The 19,320-nt window shown below is 63.4% G+C and carries 19 protein-coding genes; 6 read left to right on the top strand and 13 right to left on the bottom strand.

The window, feature by feature from the left end:
- Nucleotides 1-4 precede the first annotated feature (4 nt).
- The 6 genes from AC56QP_RS09525 to AC56QP_RS09550 all read right to left on the bottom strand — a co-directional run bounded on the left by AC56QP_RS09525 (nt 5) and on the right by AC56QP_RS09550 (nt 5,701).
- Nucleotides 5-868, bottom strand: coding sequence for a branched-chain amino acid ABC transporter permease (locus AC56QP_RS09525; protein ID WP_497109033.1), 864 nt, complete (start codon nt 866-868; stop codon nt 5-7).
- Between the two features lies 1 nt (nt 869).
- Entirely contained in the window at nt 870-1,574 is a 705-nt protein-coding gene (locus AC56QP_RS09530) for an ABC transporter ATP-binding protein (protein ID WP_489859935.1), read from the bottom strand.
- Nucleotides 1,574-2,293 (bottom strand): ABC transporter ATP-binding protein, encoded by a 720-nt coding sequence (locus AC56QP_RS09535; RefSeq protein ID WP_489859934.1) that lies wholly within the window; start codon nt 2,291-2,293, stop codon nt 1,574-1,576. The genes AC56QP_RS09530 and AC56QP_RS09535 overlap by 1 nt, the downstream gene beginning before the upstream one ends.
- 166 nt (nt 2,294-2,459) lie before the next feature.
- Entirely contained in the window at nt 2,460-3,740 is a 1,281-nt protein-coding gene (locus tag AC56QP_RS09540; RefSeq protein WP_489859933.1) for an ABC transporter substrate-binding protein, read from the bottom strand.
- Nucleotides 3,741-3,779: 39 nt separating this feature from the next.
- On the bottom strand, nt 3,780-4,841 hold the full coding sequence (locus AC56QP_RS09545) for a maleylacetate reductase (protein ID WP_489859932.1): 1,062 nt from the start codon (nt 4,839-4,841) through the stop codon (nt 3,780-3,782).
- Complete coding sequence (locus AC56QP_RS09550) at nt 4,838-5,701, bottom strand: dioxygenase family protein (RefSeq protein ID WP_489859931.1); 864 nt, start codon at nt 5,699-5,701, stop codon at nt 4,838-4,840. Before AC56QP_RS09550 ends, AC56QP_RS09545 begins: the two co-directional genes overlap by 4 nt.
- Before the next feature lie 91 nt (nt 5,702-5,792).
- Here AC56QP_RS09550 and AC56QP_RS09555 point away from each other — a divergent pair, with 91 nt between their 5' ends.
- Nucleotides 5,793-6,743 carry a LysR family transcriptional regulator gene (locus tag AC56QP_RS09555; RefSeq protein WP_489859930.1) on the top strand — a complete coding sequence of 317 codons (951 nt, stop codon included), beginning with the start codon at nt 5,793-5,795 and terminating at the stop codon, nt 6,741-6,743.
- A 43-nt stretch (nt 6,744-6,786) separates the two neighbouring features.
- On the opposite strand, the gene AC56QP_RS09560 is transcribed toward AC56QP_RS09555, so the two are convergent.
- From AC56QP_RS09560 to AC56QP_RS09580, 5 genes are all read right to left on the bottom strand, one after another.
- Entirely contained in the window at nt 6,787-7,656 is an 870-nt protein-coding gene (locus AC56QP_RS09560) for an aldose 1-epimerase (RefSeq protein WP_489859929.1), read from the bottom strand.
- A gap of 249 nt (nt 7,657-7,905) precedes the next feature.
- Complete coding sequence (locus AC56QP_RS09565; protein ID WP_489859928.1) at nt 7,906-8,688, bottom strand: SDR family oxidoreductase; 783 nt, start codon at nt 8,686-8,688, stop codon at nt 7,906-7,908.
- A 90-nt stretch (nt 8,689-8,778) separates the two neighbouring features.
- Nucleotides 8,779-9,729, bottom strand: coding sequence for an L-arabinose ABC transporter permease AraH (gene araH / locus AC56QP_RS09570; protein ID WP_489859927.1), 951 nt, complete (start codon nt 9,727-9,729; stop codon nt 8,779-8,781).
- A gap of 11 nt (nt 9,730-9,740) precedes the next feature.
- Complete coding sequence (gene araG, locus AC56QP_RS09575) at nt 9,741-11,252, bottom strand: L-arabinose ABC transporter ATP-binding protein AraG (protein WP_489859926.1); 1,512 nt, start codon at nt 11,250-11,252, stop codon at nt 9,741-9,743.
- A gap of 70 nt (nt 11,253-11,322) precedes the next feature.
- Nucleotides 11,323-12,315, bottom strand: a complete 993-nt coding sequence (locus AC56QP_RS09580) for an arabinose ABC transporter substrate-binding protein (RefSeq protein WP_489859925.1) — start codon at nt 12,313-12,315, stop codon at nt 11,323-11,325.
- A 259-nt stretch (nt 12,316-12,574) separates the two neighbouring features.
- Between AC56QP_RS09580 and AC56QP_RS09585 the strand changes: the two genes are divergently transcribed.
- Together AC56QP_RS09585 and dgoD are read left to right on the top strand one after the other, a co-directional pair.
- Nucleotides 12,575-13,264, top strand: a complete 690-nt coding sequence (locus tag AC56QP_RS09585) for a FadR/GntR family transcriptional regulator (protein ID WP_489863642.1) — start codon at nt 12,575-12,577, stop codon at nt 13,262-13,264.
- Between the two features lie 14 nt (nt 13,265-13,278).
- A complete protein-coding gene (gene dgoD / locus AC56QP_RS09590; RefSeq protein ID WP_489859924.1) occupies nt 13,279-14,427 on the top strand; it encodes a galactonate dehydratase in 1,149 nt (382 codons plus the stop codon).
- A 94-nt stretch (nt 14,428-14,521) separates the two neighbouring features.
- Here the strand turns inward: dgoD and AC56QP_RS09595 are convergent, their stop codons facing one another.
- Entirely contained in the window at nt 14,522-14,962 is a 441-nt protein-coding gene (locus AC56QP_RS09595; RefSeq protein ID WP_489859923.1) for an Lrp/AsnC family transcriptional regulator, read from the bottom strand.
- A 136-nt stretch (nt 14,963-15,098) separates the two neighbouring features.
- Between AC56QP_RS09595 and rocF the strand changes: the two genes are divergently transcribed.
- Together rocF and ocd are read left to right on the top strand one after the other, a co-directional pair.
- Nucleotides 15,099-16,031 carry an arginase gene (rocF, locus tag AC56QP_RS09600; RefSeq protein ID WP_489859922.1) on the top strand — a complete coding sequence of 311 codons (933 nt, stop codon included), beginning with the start codon at nt 15,099-15,101 and terminating at the stop codon, nt 16,029-16,031.
- Between the two features lie 2 nt (nt 16,032-16,033).
- Nucleotides 16,034-17,089: an ornithine cyclodeaminase gene (ocd, locus tag AC56QP_RS09605; RefSeq protein ID WP_256753008.1), complete on the top strand. Its 1,056-nt coding sequence runs from the start codon at nt 16,034-16,036 to the stop codon at nt 17,087-17,089.
- 111 nt (nt 17,090-17,200) lie between these two features.
- Here ocd and uxuA read toward each other — a convergent pair whose 3' ends face one another.
- Nucleotides 17,201-18,385, bottom strand: coding sequence for a mannonate dehydratase (gene uxuA, locus AC56QP_RS09610; protein WP_489859921.1), 1,185 nt, complete (start codon nt 18,383-18,385; stop codon nt 17,201-17,203).
- 188 nt (nt 18,386-18,573) lie between these two features.
- Here uxuA and AC56QP_RS09615 point away from each other — a divergent pair, with 188 nt between their 5' ends.
- Nucleotides 18,574-19,308 carry a FadR/GntR family transcriptional regulator gene (locus AC56QP_RS09615; RefSeq protein ID WP_489859920.1) on the top strand — a complete coding sequence of 245 codons (735 nt, stop codon included), beginning with the start codon at nt 18,574-18,576 and terminating at the stop codon, nt 19,306-19,308.
- Nucleotides 19,309-19,320 lie beyond the last annotated feature (12 nt).

A 19,320-nucleotide genomic window follows, 5' to 3' on the forward strand; every position in this document is an offset into this window, starting at 1 on the left:
GCGCTCAATCCAGCGCCCGCGGAAACAGGCCGCGCGGCTTCGCCAGTAGCACGAGCAGAAACGCCAGATGCCCGGCGAGAATCTGCCATTCCGGGTTGATCGCGGCGCCAAAAGTCTGCGCGACGCCGATGACGATGCCACCGAACAGCGTTCCCCAGAGCGAGCCTAGGCCTCCGATGATGACCGCTTCAAAGGCATAGATCAGCCGCGCCGGTCCGATGGTCGGATCGAAATTGGCGCGCGTGCCGAGATAGAGTGCTGCAATCGTCACCACCACCATGGCGATGCCGGTGGCGGTGGCGAAGATCTGTTTCGGCTGGATGCCCATCAGCCCGGCGGTGACCGGATCGTCAGAGGTGGCGCGAAAGGCGCGGCCGATCGATGTGCGGTAGAAGAGCTGGTTGAGGCCGACGATCATGGCGATGGCCGAGGCCAGAGTCAGCAGCGGCATGACGCCGACATTGATCGGGCCAAGCGCCACGGATACGGATTCCAGGCCGCCAACCGAGATACGGCGGCTGTCGGCGGAAAAGCCTTGGAGCAGGCCGTTCTGGATGACGATCGATAGGCCGAAGGTAACAAGCAGCGGCGGCAGGATGTCGGTGCCGAGCGTGCGGTTGAGCAGGAAGAACTGCAATGCCCAACCGATGGCGAACATCAGCGGCATCGCCAACAGGGTCGCAAGGAACGGATTGAGGCCGAGGGCCGAGACCAGCATCAGAATCAGGAAGGCAGCGAGCACGATGAGATCGCCATGCGCCAGATTGACCAGCCGCATGATGCCGAAGACGAGGCTGAGACCCGCCGCGAAGAGGGCATAGAGACCGCCGAGCAGAATGCCCTGGATGATGGTGTCGAGCCAGGCCATGTCAGGCCACCCCGAAATAAGCGGCGTGGATTCTTTCACGCGTCAGCGCAGCCGGCGCACCGGAAAGCGTGATGCGACCTTCCATCATGCAGTAGACGCGGTCCGAAACTTTCAGCGCCTGGCCGATGTCCTGCTCGACCACGACGATCGAAGCGCCCGCGTCGCGGATGCGTGGAAAGGCGGCGTAGATATCCCTGATGACGAGCGGCGCCAGGCCAAGACTGATCTCGTCGCACAACAGCACGCGCGGGTTGGACATCAGCGCGCGGCCGATCGCAACCATCTGCTGCTGGCCGCCGGACAGCGCCGTGCCCGGATTGGCGCGTCTCTCCCTGAGGATCGGGAACAGCTCGTAGACCGTTTCGAGGCTCCAATGCCCGGCAACGGCGCGGCCATAGCGGCCAATGAGAAGGTTCTCTTCGACGCTCAACGAAGGAAACAGCTTTCGCCCCTCCGGCACCATGGCGATGCCGCGCGCGACGATGTCGGGGGCGGGCATCGCGCCGATTTCCTCGCCGTCGAAGAGCACGGCTTTCGGCTGGTTGGTGAGAATGCCCGCAATCGAGCGCATCAGCGTCGTCTTGCCGGCACCGTTGGCGCCGATGATGGCGATGGTCTCGCGCGGGTCGAGCGCGATGTCGACGCCGAACAGCGCCTGGAAGTCGCCATAACGGGCAGTCAGCCCCTTTGTCTCGAGCAAGGCCATCAGACTTCGATCCCGAGATAGATTTCGCGGACCTCGCGCGACGCCATGACGGCATCGGGTGTGCCCATGCCGATGATCTTGCCGAAATTGAGCACCAGCAGCCGCTCGACGACCGAGTTCAGCGCGTGCAGCACATGCTCGATCCAGATGATCGACATGCCGGCCCTGTGGATGGTGCGGATCGTGTCGACCAGCATGCCGCATTCGTCTTCGGTCAGGCCGCCGGCGATTTCATCCAGCAACAGCAGCCGGGGCTCGGTCGCCAGTGCGCGGGCAAGCTCCAGCCGCTTGCGCTGCAGCAGGCTCAGGCCGCCGGCCGGGTGGTTGGCGCGGCCGATCAGCCCGGTCTCGACCAGGATCTCGGCGCAGCGGTCGCCAACCTCGGCTTCGGTCTTTTTCGCCCCGAAGGCGCCGGCGACCAGCAGGTTTTCGAACACGGTCAGCTTCTCGAATGGCTGCGGGATCTGGAAGGAGCGGCCGACGCCGGCAAGGCAGCGTTGCATCGGCGGCAGTTTTGTTACGTCGCGACCATCGAAGACGATGGTGCCGGCGTCTGCGGCGATGTTGCCGGTGATCAGGTTGAACAGCGTCGATTTGCCGGCGCCGTTCGGGCCGATGATGCCGAGTGCCTCGCCCTGCCGCAGCTCGAGTGAAACCGCATCGGCGACCGTCAGGGCGCCGAAGCGTTTCGAGACGTTGGAAAGCGCGAGGATGGGCATGGTTAGAAAGCCCGCACTTCCTTCTCCCCGTTCACGGGGAGAAGGTGGCCCGAAGGACCGTATGAGGGGCAGCGCGGACTTCTGCTGGGCTGGCTCCGCCCCTCATCTGCCTGCCGGCATCTTCTCCCTGTGAACGGGGAGAAGGACGCTGTTTCTACCGTCCCACTCATCCGATGGCTTCCATCTTGCCGCCTGTCGGGATGTTCGGCGCGGTCTTGTTGTCGGTGATGACGAGATCGTAGCCGCCGCTGTCCTTCAGCCGCCATTGGCCGCCGACCAGCGGCGTCTTGGCAATGTTCTTGGCGGCAAAGGGCGGAAGCTTGGCACCGTCCCAGGCGATCGGCCCGACCAACGTGTCGAGCTTGGTCGCGGCGATCGCCGCCGCTACCTTGTCGCCATCGCCGGCCTCGCCTGCCCGCTTCATGACATCGGCGGCGATCTCGAACAGGGCATGGACAAAGCCGATCGGCTGCGTCCACTGGCGGCCGGTGGCTTTGGTAAACCCCGCGGCCACCTGCGCCGAGCTTTCGCCGGTCAGCGACGACTTGAACGGATGGTTCGGCGTCCACCAGACTTCCGACGACAGATTGTGGCCGGATTTGCCGAGCGCCTCGACCGATTGCGGGAACAACAGCGCCTTGCCCATCGACGCCACCTTGGGGGTGAAGCCCTGTTGCTTGGCCTGGTTCCAGAAGGTGGTGAAGTCAGGCGGGATCATCACGCCGGTGATGATTTCGCACGATGCGCCCTTGAAGGCGCTGATCTGCGCCGAAAAATCATCGGTCAGGTTCTGGTAGCGGCCGGTGTCGGTCAACCCGTAGCCGCCCTTGGCCAGCACCGGCGGGAAGCCGACCGTGCCGTCGCCCCAGGCGTTGCCGTCGCCGTCATTGGGAAAGAGACCGCCGACCTTCTTGTTGGTCTCGACCTGCGCCCACATGTTGGTGAAGACGGCAATGACGTCCTCCAGCCCCCAGAAGAAATGATAGGCGTAGTTGAACGGCTTCCACGAGGCTGGGTCGCCGGGATTGCCTTGCTGGCCGATGAACCAGGGCTGCCATGGAGCAACGGTCGACAGGCACGGCACTTCTTCGGCTTCGCAGGTGGTGGCGACCGGGTTGGTGGTCTCAGGCGTCGTGGCGACAAGCATCAGATTGACCTTGTCGTTGACGATGAGCTCCTTGGCGACTTCCGCCGCGCGGTTGGGATTCGACTGGCTGTCCTTGACCACGACCTCGTAGTTGAGGCCAGCCGCCTTGGTGGCCGCCAGGAAGCCGTCGATGATGAATTTGTCGGCCTCGGCGAAGGCCGCCAGCGGGCCGGACTGCGGGCTGACATAGCCGAGCTTGATCGGCGCATTCTGCGCGATCGCCGGCATCGCTAAACCGGATGTGCCTGCAAGCATGCCGGTCGCGGCGGTATTCCTGATGAATTCGCGTCTGGTGATCATTGCTGTTCCTCCCTTTGTTGCCGTCAGCTTTGTTCGTCTTCAGTCCTGCGGGCGTCTTCCCTCCCACGCGTCCTGCAACAGGGCGCGGATTGCGGCGCGGTCGAAGGGCCGCGGATTCCAGTATGGATTCCTGGTGGCAATCTCGGCGGCGCGATCGAGGTCAGCCTGCCTAAAGCCGAGCTCCTGCAATGTGAGTGGCGCCCCGACGGACTTGGCGAAATCGTACAGACCGCTACCGGCGCTGTTACCAAGAATGTCGGCGACCGGCTCGAGCAATTCGGGTACGGCGCCGGCGTTGAAGCCGATCGTGTGCGGCAGCATGACCGCATGGGTCTCGGCATGCGGCATGTCGAACGAACCGCCCAGCGTGTGGCAGATCTTGTGGTGCAGCGCCATGCCGACCGTGCCGAGCACGGTGCCGCACAGCCAGGCGCCGTAGAGCGCGTCACTGCGTGCGGTAAGGTTCCTCGGCTCCATCACCAGCAACGGAAGTGCCGCCTTCAGAGCGCGCAGCCCTTCGGTCGCCATCAGCGTCGAAACCGGGTTGCGGTCCTGCGCGTAGAGCGCCTCGGCGGCATGCGCCATGGCGTTGAGGCCGGAGGTGACGCTCATCGCCACCGGCAGGCCGACGGTCAGTTCCGGATCGTAGATCACCACTTCCGGCAGGATTTTTGCATCACGCACGGTGGTCTTCACGCCGTTCTCGGTCTGGCCGAGGATCGGCGTCACCTCGGAGCCGGCATAGGTGGTCGGGATGACGATCTGCGGCAGGTCGGTGCGATACGCGATCGCCTTGCCGAGGCCCGTAGTCGAGCCGCCACCGAGTGCGACGACGCAGTCGACATTAACATCATGCGCCTTGGCCAATGCAGCCTGGGTCACATCGACCGGCGTATGCATGGCCGCACCCGAGAAGACCCCTGCTGCCAGGGGTCCAAGGCGCTTCGCCAGCGCCTCGCCATCGGCCGCTTGGTGCGGCGTCGACAGCACCAGCGCACGCTTGCAGCCGAGTTTCTCGACCCATGTGCCGACCTCGGATGACGCGCCGTTGCCAAAGACGATATGCGCCGGGCTGCCGGAGTAGGTGAATTGCCTCATCATGCCGCCCAGTTCCCCTTGCGTGCCATCGCCATGACGAAGCTGAAGTCGAGCGACCAGCCGTCGCCAACGCGTTTGATGTCGCCGACCAGTTCCGGTTTGACACCAAACAGCGCATCTTCGCCGAGACGTGGGTCGCCACGCTCGAACACTTGCGTGGTCAGCGTCTCGAAATTGTCGGCACGGATGAGGAAATGCAGGTGCGCCGGACGACTGAGCGGATAATTCAGCCGGCCAAGCATCTGCCCGACCGGGCCGTCATCCGGCACGCCGTAGCCGGTCGGCTTGACCGTGCGGTAGTGGAAACGGCCGTCTCTGTCGGTGATGAAGACGCCGCGCAGGTTGAATTCCGGCTGCAGGTCGGGCTGCTGGTTTTCGTAGAATCCTTGCGCATTGGCTTGCCAGGTTTCGACCGTCGCGCCTGGTATCGGCATGCCATCCAGATCGATGACCCGCCCCGAGACGGTGAGCGGCGCGCCGACACCATCGAGCGAAATGTTGGCGCCGAGCGGCAGCCTTGGCGCATCGGCGCGATAGAACGGACCGCGCCCGGTGTTGGGCGTGGCGCCACTCGGGCGGCGGGAATTGATGTCCTCGACCAGCGCGGTGACGCCGAGCAGATCCGACAGCAGCACCCATTCCTGCCTCTTGTCGTCGCTGGCGTGGCCGATTTCAGTGAGGAAGGCTATTGCCTGGCGCCAGTCCGAAGCCGTGGGGCGGGTCTCTTTGACGATCTGATGGAGATGGTCGACGACGGTTGCCAGGAAGCGCGGCAATGGCCCGGCTTTGGCCTTTGACAGGCGCTGGGCGACCATCTCGGCGGAGTTGGCCTCGTTGAACGACGGTATGCCGGCCTGTGACATGTTCCTCCCCGGTTTCATCTCACGGAGGAAGAATAACGCAGGCCGGACACAAAAATGATGATTTTTGCCTGGTTTTATATACCATATCGTTATGAAGCTCGACGAAAGGCATTTGATCCAGCTGGCGGCCGTGGTGCAGGCCGGCGGCGTCACCGAGGGGGCGGCCCTTGTCGGCCTGTCGCAGCCGGCGGTGTCGCGCACGCTGTCGATGCTGGAGAAGCGACTGGGCGAGCCGCTGTTTCTGAAGGGGCGCCGGCCGCTGCAGCCGACCCCGCTCGGCCGGGCGCTCGCCGATCATGGCCAAGTGATGCTGGCGGCATCGCGCAAAGCCTCCGACATTGTGGCCAATTTCAGCCAGGGCCGTTCCGGCGTCGTGCGGGTCGGTGGCACGCCATTCTTCATGGACGCGCTGATCTCCGGCATGATCGCCGACTTCCAGAACGCCTATCCGGATGTGCGCGTCGACCAGAGCTACGGCTATCTCTCGGATTTGCGCGCCGCGATCAACGCCGACCGCATCGATCTTGCCGTGTGTCCGATCGACATCCTGGAAGAAGGGTCGGGCATGGAATTCCGCGAGATCCTGCCCGGCCGCAATGTCGTTGCCTGCCGCGCAACGCATCCGCTGCTGCTGCGGCGCAAGCTGAAGACCGGCGACCTGCTCGACTATCCCTGGATCGCGCCGCCGCCCGGCAGCCCGCTGCTGGAGGATCTGCGCAGCCTGCTGCTGTCACTTGGCGCCACCGAGATAAAGATCCGCTATTCCGGCGGATCATTGACCAGCGCCATCAACTACATGAAGGAAACCGACGCGCTGACCGTGCTGCCACATAGCGTCGTCTTCGCCTTTCGCAAGGAGAAGTCGATTACCGCGCTTCCGGTGGCTATTCCGCATCCCGAGCGGGCACTCGGTCTGCTCCGGCTTGCCGATACGCCGCGTGCGCCGGCCGTAGATGCTTTCGCCCGGCACATCCGCCGGAGCTTCGACGATCTCAAGCACCTCATCAAGCGCCATGAGCAGGCGGTTGTCTGGGGCGCTTAGAGTCCCAGACATTTTCCCGGCGCATCGCGCTTGCCGACCGATGCTACAGCTCATTCCAACCCAGACGCATATGCGCGGTGATCGATCCACCCGGCTCGAGTGTGGCCAGGCCACCGGTGTGATGGGCGTCCACCGTGTGCGAAACAGGTTCGAAACAAAAGAAATCGGCATCTCGCGCTGGCGAATAGAGAACGAAGACGTTCAGCGTCGACAATGTATCGACCGTGACCATGATGGCGTCATCCGGCTGGGTGATCGAGGCACGGCCGTCCCAGCCTTCGAAGGCGTTGTTGATCCAGGTGTCGGGAAGGAGCGCAACTTGCGAAAAATCCCAGTCGGGGCGGGAGGTGAGCGACACCACCGCCGTCGGCAGGTGGCGCTCGTCCTCCAGCCATACCCTGCTGGCCGACGCCTGAAGCAAGGTGCGCGGGCTGCGTGGAAACCACGGATGGAAGCCGAGCCCGTAGGGCAGGCGGATAGTGGCCCGATTCTCGACGGTCAGCACCGCGGCGAGCGCGCCATCCTCCAGCGCGTAGCGGACGCTTGCATGGTAGCGGTAGGGCCCGATTGCCCCGTCTGCCAAAACCAGCTCCATTTCAGTGCCGCTTCGCCGTGTCAACCGCCACGGTCTTTGAAAACCGTCGCCATGGAGCGGGTACGGTTCGCCTTCGACATTGGGTTCGAGCGCATGGAAGCGTCCTTCGAACTCGAAGCCTTCGCCGGAAATACGGTTCGACCACGGAATCAGCAGTTGAGACCCGAACTTCAGCAGGCCAGTCGACGGCTTGATGAGCGGCGTGGGCGCCCGGCCGGGGCGCAGTGCGTCGTAGCGCAGGATGGCGGCGCCATCGCGAGGGCTGACGACCAGGCTTGCACGCCCGTCGGCAAGTTCGACCGCATCACTGTCTGTCATCGAGCGAGCGCCACGGCTACCAGCGACCGTCGACGCTGGTGGCGAGAACCTCGATATTGCTCACGTCGGCGCGATTTACCATGACCGTCGGACACTTGCAGGCAAGCCCGCACGAGGGCGGATTGTTCGCGGTGCGGACAGGCGTTCGAGGCAGGCCAACGTGCCATCGTTGGACCCTACCAATTGCGGCCCTAGAAGGGAGCGTTTTTGCGGGATCGTCAATCAGCTCATGGTGTTCCTCAACTGCAATCAAGCAGGGTGCTGCAATTGACTGAGCCCACCATCGACTACGAGACACGCCGCGTTCATGAACGGGCTCTCGTCTGAAATCATGAATACCGCGGCCAAGGCGATCTCGCGCGTCGAGGCGATGCGGCCGCCGGGATGCAGCGCCATCGTCTTGGCGCGCGCCTCGGCCGGATCGGCAAAGCTGTTCCAATAGTCGATGGCCTTCTGCGTCTCGACATAGCCGGGCGCCAGCGCATTCACGCGAACGCCCTGCCCCGCATATTCGAGCGCCAGCGATTTGGTCAGGCCGAGCAGCGCGTGCTTGGCGACGGGATAAGGGAAAGTGTGCGGAATGATGGTGAAGCTGTGCGTCGAGGCGACGTTGAGGATGGCGCCGCCGCCGCCGCTTGCGATCATGCCCGGCAACACCGCCTTGCTGCAGTTCCAGGCACCCTTAACGTTGACGTCGAAATTACGGTTCCACTCCTCCTCGCTGGTGTCGAGTGGCGTCGAGAACACATTCATCCCGGCGTTGTTGATCAGCGCGTTGATCGGGCCGATCTCGGCGGCTGCCTGACCAACTGCAGCGGCAATCGCGGCACCGTCGCTGATGTCGGCCGCAACATGCCCGACATGGCCTTGCGGCGCGGAAAGGCCGGCGACGGTCTTGTCCAGCAACGCGCCGTCCTGGTCGACCAGGAACAGCTTTGCACCCTCGGCAAGGCAGGCCTCGGCGATGGCCAGCCCGATGCCTTGTGCCGCACCCGTCAGGAAGATGCGTTTGCCGGACAGGCGCTCAGTCATGGTTCTCACTCCAGTCGAAGACGGGTCATTCGCATCTTGCGCCGTGCGCCGTTTATAGCGCGGCTGCAGGCCGACATGCCCTGCCCTTGCTCAACGCCGCCCCAGCGCCGATGAGCGCAGATTGTCGAGCAGCACGGCGAGCAGCAGGATCACGCCACGCACGATGTACTGGTAGAAGGCCGGGATGTTGAGCAGGTTCATGGCGTTTTCGGCAATGCCCATGATCAGCACGCCGACGATGACGCCCGACATCATGGCGCGGCCACCGGCGAGCGAGACGCCGCCGAGCACGCAGGCCGAGATGACGGAGAGCTCGAGCCCGACCGCCGCGTTTGGCTGGCCCGAAGTGATGCGCGAGGCGAGCAGGATGCCGGCGATGCCGCAGACGACGCCCTGCAGCGTGAATATCCAGATGCGTGTCCTGTCGACGTTGACGCCGGCCAGCCGCGAGGCCTCCGGATTGCCGCCGATGGCAAGTGTGTTCTTGCCGAAGACTGTGCGGTTCAAGACGAAGCCGAATATGCCGAACAAAATGGCCAGCACCCAGATCGGCGTCGGGATGCCGAGCAATTTCGACAACGCCAGCTGATAGAAATCCGGGCTGTTGATGCCGACTGCGCGGCCGTCCGACGCGATCAGCGCCAGGCCGCGCACGATCTGCATGGTGGCTAACGTCGTGATTAGCGCGTTAATGCGGAATTTGGCGATGACGACGCCATTGATAAAGCCGACGAACGCGCCGCAAGCGATTGCCGCCAGAAGCCCGAGCAGGATCGAGCCGGTCGCGTTCGACGCCATCACCGCGACCATGCCGGCAAAGGCGACGATCGAGCCGACCGAGAGGTCGAAGTCGCGCGCGGCAAGGCAGAACATCATGGTGCAGGCGACGATGCCGACGGTGACCACCGACTGCAAAAGGCCAAGCATGTTGCGGTCGGTGAGGAAGTTCGGCACCAGAGCCGACACCAGCGCGAAGGCGACGACGAAGATGACGACGAGCCCCTGTTCGCCGAGCAGGATTTTCTTCAACTGGTCGGTCATGGCAGAAGTCCTCAGGATGCGATCGCGTCGGGGGTTTTCGTGTCGGGAAGAGCGGCGGCCAGGATCGCCTTTTCGGCGAACTGGTCACGGGCGAGTTCGGCGCTTATGCGCCCTCCGCACATCACCAGGATGCGGTCGCAGATGCCCATCACCTCAGGCAGTTCGGAGGAGACGACGACGATTGCCATGCCGTCCTCGGCAAGCTGGTAGAGCAGTTCGTAGATTTCCGCCTTGGCGCCGACATCGATGCCGCGCGTCGGCTCGTCGACGATGAGAACCCGCACGCCCTGTTCCGACAGCCAGCGGCCAAGAATGACTTTCTGCTGGTTGCCGCCGGAGAGGTTTATGATGTCCTGCTTGCGTGAGGGGGTGCGCACCTTGAGCTTGTTGATGAAGGTTTCGGCGGTCGCGATCTCGCTGGCGCGATTCAGCACGCCGAAGCGCGTGTGATGGCGCCGCGACGAGATGTTGATGTTCTCCTCGATCGAACGGCCCTGGATGATGCCGTCATGCTTGCGGTCTTCCGAGCACAGCACGATGCCGGCCCGGATCGCGTCATGCGGATCGGTGGCATGAACGACCTTGCCGTCGACGGTAATGGTGCCGCGCGAGCGCGGGTCGGCGCCAAAGACCAGCCGCATCAGTTCCGACCGCCCGGCGCCGATCAGGCCGAAGAAGCCGACGATCTCACCGGCCTTCGCCTCGAAGCTTGCCGGTGCCCTGAGCTTTGCTCCAGAGACAGTGTCGACTTTCAGGCGAACCTCTCCGGCCCGACGCGGACGAAAACCCCAGATGTCGGAGATTTCGCGGCCGACCATCTCGGCGACGACCTGGTCGCGGGTGACACCTTGCAGCGAAGCGTGGTGCGCCGCGAGCTTGCCGTCGCGCAGCACGGTTAGGCTGTCGCAGAGCCGGAACACCTCGTCGAGCCGATGCGACACATAGATGATGACCTTGCCTTCGCCGCGCAGGCGGTCGATCAGGGCAAACAGGATTTCGCTTTCGCGCGACGACAGCGACGAGGTCGGCTCGTCCAGTGCGATGACACGCGCGTCGAGCATGATCGCCTTGGCGATCTCGACCATCTGGCGTTCGCCGATGGACAGCGTCTTGACCTTGCGGCGCATGTCGATGTCGATGCCGGCCGACTTCAGCTTGGCGCCGACGTCGTCCAGCATCCGGCGGCCGGCGATGATGCCGGCGCTGGCGGGAAAACGGCCGAGGCTGAGGTTTTCGGCAACGGTGAGTTCGGGAACGAGCTGCAGTTCCTGGTGGATGACGATGACGCCACTGTCGAAAGCATCCCGGGTCGAGGCATAGGCCTGGACCTTGCCATCGATGCGGATCTCGCCCTCTTCGGCATGCTGGTCGCCGGAGAGAATCTTGATCAGGGTGGATTTGCCCGCGCCGTTCTCGCCCATCAGGCCATGCACCGCGCCCTTGTCGACGCCGAACGAGACGTCCGACAACGCCTTGACGCCTGGATAGGTCTTGGTGATGTGGGAGAATTCGAGAAAGGACACCGCGCCGATCCTTCTTGTGCCATGGCAAACAGGCGGCGGGATGAGCCGCCGCCTGTTTGTACAGGGAGGATTATTCGATGCCGAGGCCCTGCCGGACCTTTTGATAGTCGTCGCGCTTGGCCAGCGCGCCGGAGGTCAGGATCAGCTTCTCCGGTTCCTTGTTGTTGGCAACCCAGTCGTACATGTTGAGCGCCGTCTCATAGCCGTGGCGCTTCGGCGAGATGATCACCGTGCCAACAAAGCCGGTGGCGGTCGGCTTCTTGAACTCGTTGATTGCCGAATCCGCGCCGCCAATGCCAACGCCGATCATGCCGTCGGCCGGAATGCCGACGCTTTCGGACGCGCGCACAGCACCCAGCACCGCTTCGTCGTTGAGGCCGAAGGAAACCCATTTCTTGATGTCGGCATGGGCGTTGAGCACGACCGTCGCGGCGTTGAGCGCGGCTTCCGTGTCGGTCTTGGCCTGCGGGGCGTCGAAGATGTTCTCGGCCTTGAAGCCATTCGCCTTCAGTACCGAGATGGCGCCTTCGACACGGTCGACGGCTGTCGGCAGCTGGTCGTAGGAGACGCGGATGGCACCGACCTCGTCGGCCTTCCAGCCGCGCGCCTTCATTTCGTCGACGATCGCCTGGCCGACGGCCTCGCCGATCTTGGTTGCCGAGATGCCCATATGCGGCACCTCTTCCAGGGCCTTGCCGTCGGCACCGACCAGGCGGTCGTCGACGGTCATCAGCTTGAGATTGTTGGCGGCGGCCTTGGCGACGATGCCGGGGCCAAGCTTCACGTCCGGGGTGCAGACGATGAAGCCCTGGGCGCCCTGGGCGCCGAGATTGTCGATCGCCGACATCAGCTTCTCACCATCCTCGGCACCGATCTTGACGAGGGTAAAGCCCTTTTCCTTGGCGGCCTGGTCGGCGAACTTCCATTCGTCCTGAAACCACGGCTCCTCGGGCTGTTTGACGATGAAACCGATCTTGGTGTCCTGAGCATAGGCAGAAGCGATCGTCGTGACGGACAGCACGGCAAGCGCGCCCGCGACGAGCGCGGTTTTTAAAAGTCGCATGATTACCTCCCAGCGATAGACCGGGCGCTCAGCCCGGGTGCCGGAGTGTTTATTCGCTTTTATCATACTCGTCAATTGATCTGGTATGATAATTAATGTACATGCTCCGACCAACGATCGCTGGCGCAATTGATCCGCATCCGTTAAGGCCGGACAGATTGTGCGAAACCAGCGGATTCGCCGCCTTTGGAGGAGGGCCGAGGTGACCGATATCGTGAAGAAGGCACAGGGCGAAGCGGTCATCCGTCGCCCGCGCGTCATGCCCGATGTGACCAAGGCCATTGCTTCGGACATCTTTTCCGGACGCTACCCGGCCGGATCCTCCTTGCCGACCGAAAACGAACTTGGCGTCGAGTATGGCGTCAGCCGCACCGTCATCCGCGAAGCCCTGAAGGTGCTGGCCGCCAAGGGACTGATACTGTCACGGCCCCGTGTCGGCACCGTCGTCTGCAATGAGGACGACTGGAACATCATCGATCCGCAGGTGCTGGCCTGGCACGCGCCGCATGCGCTGGACGACAAGCTCTTCGACGCCATCCTCGAAACGCGCCGCGCCATCGAGCCGCTGGTCGCCGAGCTTGCCGCCACGCGCGCAACACTGCAGGAGATCGCCGATCTCGAAGCGGCCTGGCGAGGCATGGCAGGCGCGGGTGAGGATCTCGCGATGTTCTCGCGCTCCGACATCGCCTTCCACCAGATCGTCTATGCCGCGAGCCATAACCCGATCTTTCGCCAGATCGGAAATTTGATCGACGCTGGCCTTAAATTCTCGCTGGAAGCGACGGCGACCATTTCGCTCGAGCGGCGCATGGAAGCGGTGGCGGCGCATCGCGAAGTGGTGGAGGCGCTGCGCATGCGCGATGCCCAAGCGGCGCGCGGCGCGGCCAATCGAATTCTCGACCTCGCGGCGCGCGACCTCGTCAGCGCAAAAAAACTCAAGAACAACTGAGACAGACAGACCGCATGAAAATCATCTCGCTCACCACCTATATCGTGCCGCCGCGCTGGCTGTTCCTGAAGATCGAGACCGATGCCGGCGTCACCGGCTGGGGCGAGCCGGTCGTCGAAGGCAGGGCGCTGACCGTCGAGGCGGCGGTCAAGGAGCTTGGCGATTATTTGATCGGCAAGGACCCTCGCCTGATCGAGGACCACTGGACGGTAATGCATCGCGGCGGCTTTTATCGCGGCGGGCCGATCCTGATGAGCGCCATCGCCGGCATCGACCAGGCCCTGTGGGACATCAAGGGCAAGGCACTCGGCGTGCCAGTGCATGAGCTGCTCGGCGGCAAGCTGCGCGACTCTATCAAGGTTTATTCCTGGATCGGCGGCGACCGGCCGGCGGAGGTCATCGCCGGTGCGAAGGAAATGGTGGCGCGGGGCTTCCTGGCGCTCAAGATGAACGGCACCGAGGAACTGCAGATCGTCGATAGCCATGACAAGATCGACGCGGCGGTCGAGAGGGTCGCCATGGTGCGCGAGGCGGTCGGCCCCGGCATTGGCATCGCCGTCGACTTCCACGGCCGGGTGCACCGGCCGATGGCGCGTATCCTGGTCAAGGAACTGGAGCCCTATCGGCTGATGTTCATCGAGGAGCCGGTGCTCAGCGAAAACCGCGAAGCCTTGAAGGAGATCGCGGCCCTTGGTTCGACGCCGATTGCGCTCGGCGAACGCCTCTACAGCCGCTGGGACTTCAAGTCGGTGTTCGAGGAAGGCGTCGTCGACATCATTCAGCCCGACCTGTCGCATGCTGGCGGCATCACCGAGTGCCGCAAGATCGCGGCGATGGCGGAAGCCTATGACGTGGCCGTGGCGCCGCACTGCCCGCTCGGGCCCATCGCGCTTGCCGCATGCCTGCAACTCGACGCGGTCAGTTATAACTGCTTCATCCAGGAGCAGAGCCTCGGCATCCACTACAACGGCGCCAATGACCTGCTCGACTATGCCGCCAACAAGGATGTCTTCCGCTACGAGGATGGCTATGTCGCCATTCCTGATGGCCCGGGTCTGGGTGTCGAGATCGACGAGGACTATGTCAAGGAGCGCGCCAAGGAAGGACACAGCTGGCGTAACCCGATCTGGCGCCACAAGGACGGCTCCTTCGCCGAGTGGTAATTCCATGGCGGAGCCGGCTCGGAGTCGAATTGCATCCCATAGGCTTCGAGACGGCTTTTCGAGTCGGCCGTCAGTCTTCGTCGTCTCGCAGCTTCTAGGTCAGTCGTGCCCGCGTCGTGCGCGGCGTGGCCAGGAGCAGGCTCGTTTCGCTGCCGGTTATGCCGGCTATGAGCCGGATGCGCCGTAGCACGGCATCGAAATCCGTCAGCGAGGCGGTCCCGAGTTCGACCACAAGGTCCCAGCGGCCATTGGTGGTATGGATGGTCGAGACTTCAGGGAAGCCACCCAATGCCCGAACCACGCGGTCAGCGGCATGTCCCTCTATCTCGATCAGCATGATCCCGCGGATGCGCTGATCGACGGCGTCGGCGCGCAGCACCACCGTGTAGCCGATGATCTCGCCAGATCGTTCCAGCCGCTCCATGCGCGCCCTGACCGTGGCGCGCGTGACCCCGAGATCGACGGCGAGGTCCGACACGCTGCGACGCGCATCATGCCGCAGCAAGGTCACGAGCCGTTCGTCCAGCGCATCCATAGAGTCTTACCAATCTGATCAGTTTCAGTACCAATATGATAAAGCAGGCTTCTCGTATTGCCAATTATGCCTGTTCATATCGCCGGCTCGCCATGGTTCCCTCGCGGTCAATCGAACTTGAGCCGCGGAAAAAACAATGCGTTGCAGAATCGTCGGGGCGCCCGTGCAGGACGGCGCTGGCAGAATGGGATGCGAGATGGGGCCGAGCGCACTCAGGACCGCCGGACTTGCCGAGGTGCTGTCCGGCCTCGGCCACTCTGTCGAGGATATGGGCGCCGTCCAGGCAATTCCGGTGCGGCGCGTTGTGCATGGCAATTTGGCGCTGAAGGCCCTGCCCGAGGTATCGGCCTGGACATCCGCCATTGCCGAGGCTGCCTACGTCGCCAGCAAGGACGGCATGCCGATCTTTCTCGGAGGCGATCATTCGATCTCGGCCGGGACCTTGTCGGGTCTCGCCCGCCGCGCCGCAGAGGCCGGGCGCGCGCTGTTCGTGCTGTGGCTCGACGCGCATCCGGACTTCCACACGCTCGACACCACCGCCAGCGGCAATCTGCACGGTGTCCCGCTCGCTTATGCCAGCGGCCAGCCGGGTTTCAGTGGTTATTTCCCGGATCTGCCGGCAGCGGTCGACCCCAAGCGTATCTGCGCCATGGGCCTGCGCAGCGTCGACCCGGCCGAGCGCAGCGCGCTCAACCAGGCGGGGGTCACGGTGCACGACATGCGCGCCATCGACGAGCATGGCATCGCGCCGCTGCTGCGCGCCTTCCTGGCGCGGGTATCTGCCGAAGACGGGCTGCTGCATGTCAGTCTCGACGTTGACTTCCTCGACCCGTCGATCGCGCCCGCGGTCGGCACCACGGTTCCCGGCGGCGCGACATTCCGTGAGGCGCATCTGGTGATGGAGATGCTGTCCGACAGCGGCCTCGTTTCCAGCCTGGACCTGGTCGAGTTGAACCCTTTTCTGGACGAGCGTGGCCGAACCGCGACGCTGATGGTCGACCTGACGGCGAGCCTGATGGGACGTCGCATCATGGAACGCCCGACTCGTAGCCATTCCGGGAGCTTTTGATCATGACCACGGCAAAACTGAACATCGTCCCCTTCGTCAGCGTCGATCGCATGATGAAGCTGGTGATTGCCATCGGTGTCGAGCGCTTCCTGACTGAGCTCGCCGGCTACATCGAGGAAGACTTCCGTCGCTGGGAACTCTTCGACAAGACGCCTCGCATCGCCTCGCACAGCCACGACGGCGTTATCGAACTGATGCCGACAAGCGATGGACGCCTCTATGGCTTCAAATATGTCAACGGCCACCCCAAGAACATGCGCCAGGGTTTGCAGACGGTCACCGCCTTCGGCGTGCTCGCCGATGTCGGCAGCGGCTACCCGATGCTGCTCACCGAAATGACCATCCTGACCGCGCTGCGCACCGCCGCCACATCCGCTGTCGCCGCCAAGTATCTGGCGCCGAGCGGCGCGCGCACCATGGCCATCATCGGCAATGGCGCCCAATCGGAATTCCAGGCGATCGCCTTCAAGGCGCTGACCGGCATAGACCGGCTGAGGCTCTACGACATCGACCGGTCAGCCTCGCTGAAATGCGCGAGGAACCTGGCTGGCATGGGGTTCGACATCACCATCTGCGGGACCGGGCAGGAAGCGGTTGAAGGTGCGGGGATCATCACGACCGTTACCGCCGACAAGCAGTGTGCCACCATCCTCACCGACAACATGGTCGGCTCCGGCGTCCACATCAACGCCGTCGGCGGTGATTGCCCGGGCAAGACAGAACTGCACAAGGACATCCTGCTGCGCTCCGACATTTTCGTCGAGTTCCCGCCACAGACACGCATCGAGGGCGAGATCCAGCAGCTGGATCCCAACCATCCGGTAACCGAGCTCTGGGAAGTGATTGCCGCCAAAGCCCAAGGACGCCGGGACGCCAAGCAGATCACGCTGTTCGATTCGGTCGGCTTCGCGATCGAGGACTTTTCGGCACTGCGGTACGTTCGTGACCAGTTGCAAGCAACAGGCCTTTATGAGGAACTCGATCTGCTCGCCGATCCCGACGAGCCTCGAGACCTGTTCGGCATGCTGCTGAGGGCCGCCATGCAGCCTGCCGCATGAAGATCCGACGGGATGTCCCTCCTCAGGGATATACATCGTTGGAGATGGGGCCTTCGTAGACATAGCACGACACGAGGCGCAAATAGCGACCCTTCGTCCGCCTGGCGACCCTTAGGCCAGCCCGAACCGCTCCACGGCGCGCATGATGCCACGCAGTTCGGCGAGGCCTTTCAGCCGGCCAATCAGCGAGTAGCCGGGATTGATCCTGGTCTTGCCGATATCGTCGGCGAGCAGATGGCCATGGTCTGGTCGCATCGGAATGCGCCAGTCGGCACGGCCTTCGCCGCGACGGCGCGCCTCTTCCCGCATCAAGGCCAGAATGACATGCGCCATGTCGGTGCCACCCTCGAGATGCTCGGCTTCATGGAACGAGCCGTCATCCTCGATGGTGATGTTGCGCAGGTGGACGAAATGGATGCGGTCGGCGAATTCCTTGACCATGCCGACAATGTCGTTGTCGGCCCGTGTGCCGTAGGAGCCGGTGCAGAACGTCAGGCCATTGGCCGGGCTGTCGACGGCATTGAGGATGAACCGCGCGTCGTCGGCGGTCGAGACGATCCGCGGCAAGCCATAGAGCGAGAATGGCGGGTCGTCGGGATGGATGCACATGCGCACCCCCTCCTGCTCGGCCAACGGTATGATCTCGCGCAAGAACCAGGCAAGGTTGTCACGCAATTCCTTCGGCCCGATGGAATCGTATTCGGCCAGGGCCTCGCGAAAACTGTCGCGGTTGTAGCTGCGCTCGGTCGCTGGCAGGCCGGCGATGAGGTTGCGCTCGATCCTGCCGATGTCTTCGTCGCTCAGTTCCCTCAGTCGCGATTCCGCCTCGGCGATACGGGCGGCGGTGTAGCCGGCCTCGGCATTCCTGCGCTTCAGCACAAACAGGTCGTAGGCAGCGAAGTCGATCGCATCGAAACGCAGAGCATAGCCCGTCGTCGGAAGCCGATAGGCCAGATCCGTGCGGGTCCAGTCGACCACCGGCATGAAATTGTAGCAGATCGTCGCGATGCCGGCCTTGGCAAGCGCGCGGATCGTTTCCTTGTACCAGCCGACATAGCGAAGCCTTTCCGCCGAGCCGATCTTGATCGAGTTATGGACGGGAATGCTCTCGACGACCGACCAGGTCAGCCCTGCCGCCTCAATGATCCGCTTGCGCTCCAGGATGCTCTCGAGCGGCCAGGCGCGCCCGTCATAGATATCGTGCAAGGCCGAGACCACGCCTGTCGCACCTGCCTGCCTGACATGATCGAGCGTCACCGGATCGTCCGGTCCATACCAGCGCCAGCACTGTTCCATTGCGACTTTCCTTCTGCGAGAGGTCGGCAATCTATTGTTGGACCACAATGGGAGTCAAACTAAAATTCGACCACCAGCCCTTGAGGTTTTGCCAGTTCTGACCATAATTTCAAGAATTATAGCCAAAATCGGTTGTTCTCCCCAATGTCTGCGATATGTTGGTCCAACAATTAGAGGAAGGCGTGACGTTGAAAGACTCTCAAGCCGTGCGCGAGAATGCCGCCGCGCGGCGCGTCAGCGGCAGGTCCGCGGTCGACACCACGGCCGGGCGGATTCTTGATCTCATCCGCGTGCGGCAGCTGAATGTCGGCGACGTGCTGCCGACCGAGCGTGAGCTTGGCGAGCTCACCGGCGCCAGCCGCAATACGGTGCGCGAGGCGTTGCGCACCATCCGCACCTACGGGCTTATCGAGCCAAAGCCCCGCGTCGGCGCCGTCCTGGCCAACGGGCAGAGCATCGCCATCCAGAATTTTTTCGCCGCGCACATGGATATTTCGCGCTCGTCCTTCGCCGACATACAGGGCTACAGGCGCATCATCGAAGTCGGCATCGGCGACCATATCATCCTGCATGCCTCGAACGAACAGATCGAGGCACTCGACGAAATCAACGCCCGGATCGTTGCGAGCCGCTCGGTCGAAGAGGCCGCCGAGAACGATTTCAATTTCCACATGGCGCTGATCGGTCTGGCGGACAATCGCATGCTGGCGGACATGTATTCCTTCCTTGCCCCAGTGATCCTGCGGATCATGACCATCGGCAAGGAAATGCGCCCGGTGCTGGCCGATACAAGGGCTGCACATGGCGAGATCATTGCGGCGCTGCGCGCGCGCGACAGGCTGGCTTACGCCTACCTGATGAGCCGCCATCTCGATTTCGCCTTGCGTTTCCTGCCGGAAGAGCCGGCTTCCGATCGTGAATGAAGGAGTTCCCAC

It is taken from the genome of Mesorhizobium sp. RCAM 05104 (assembly GCF_059683645.1).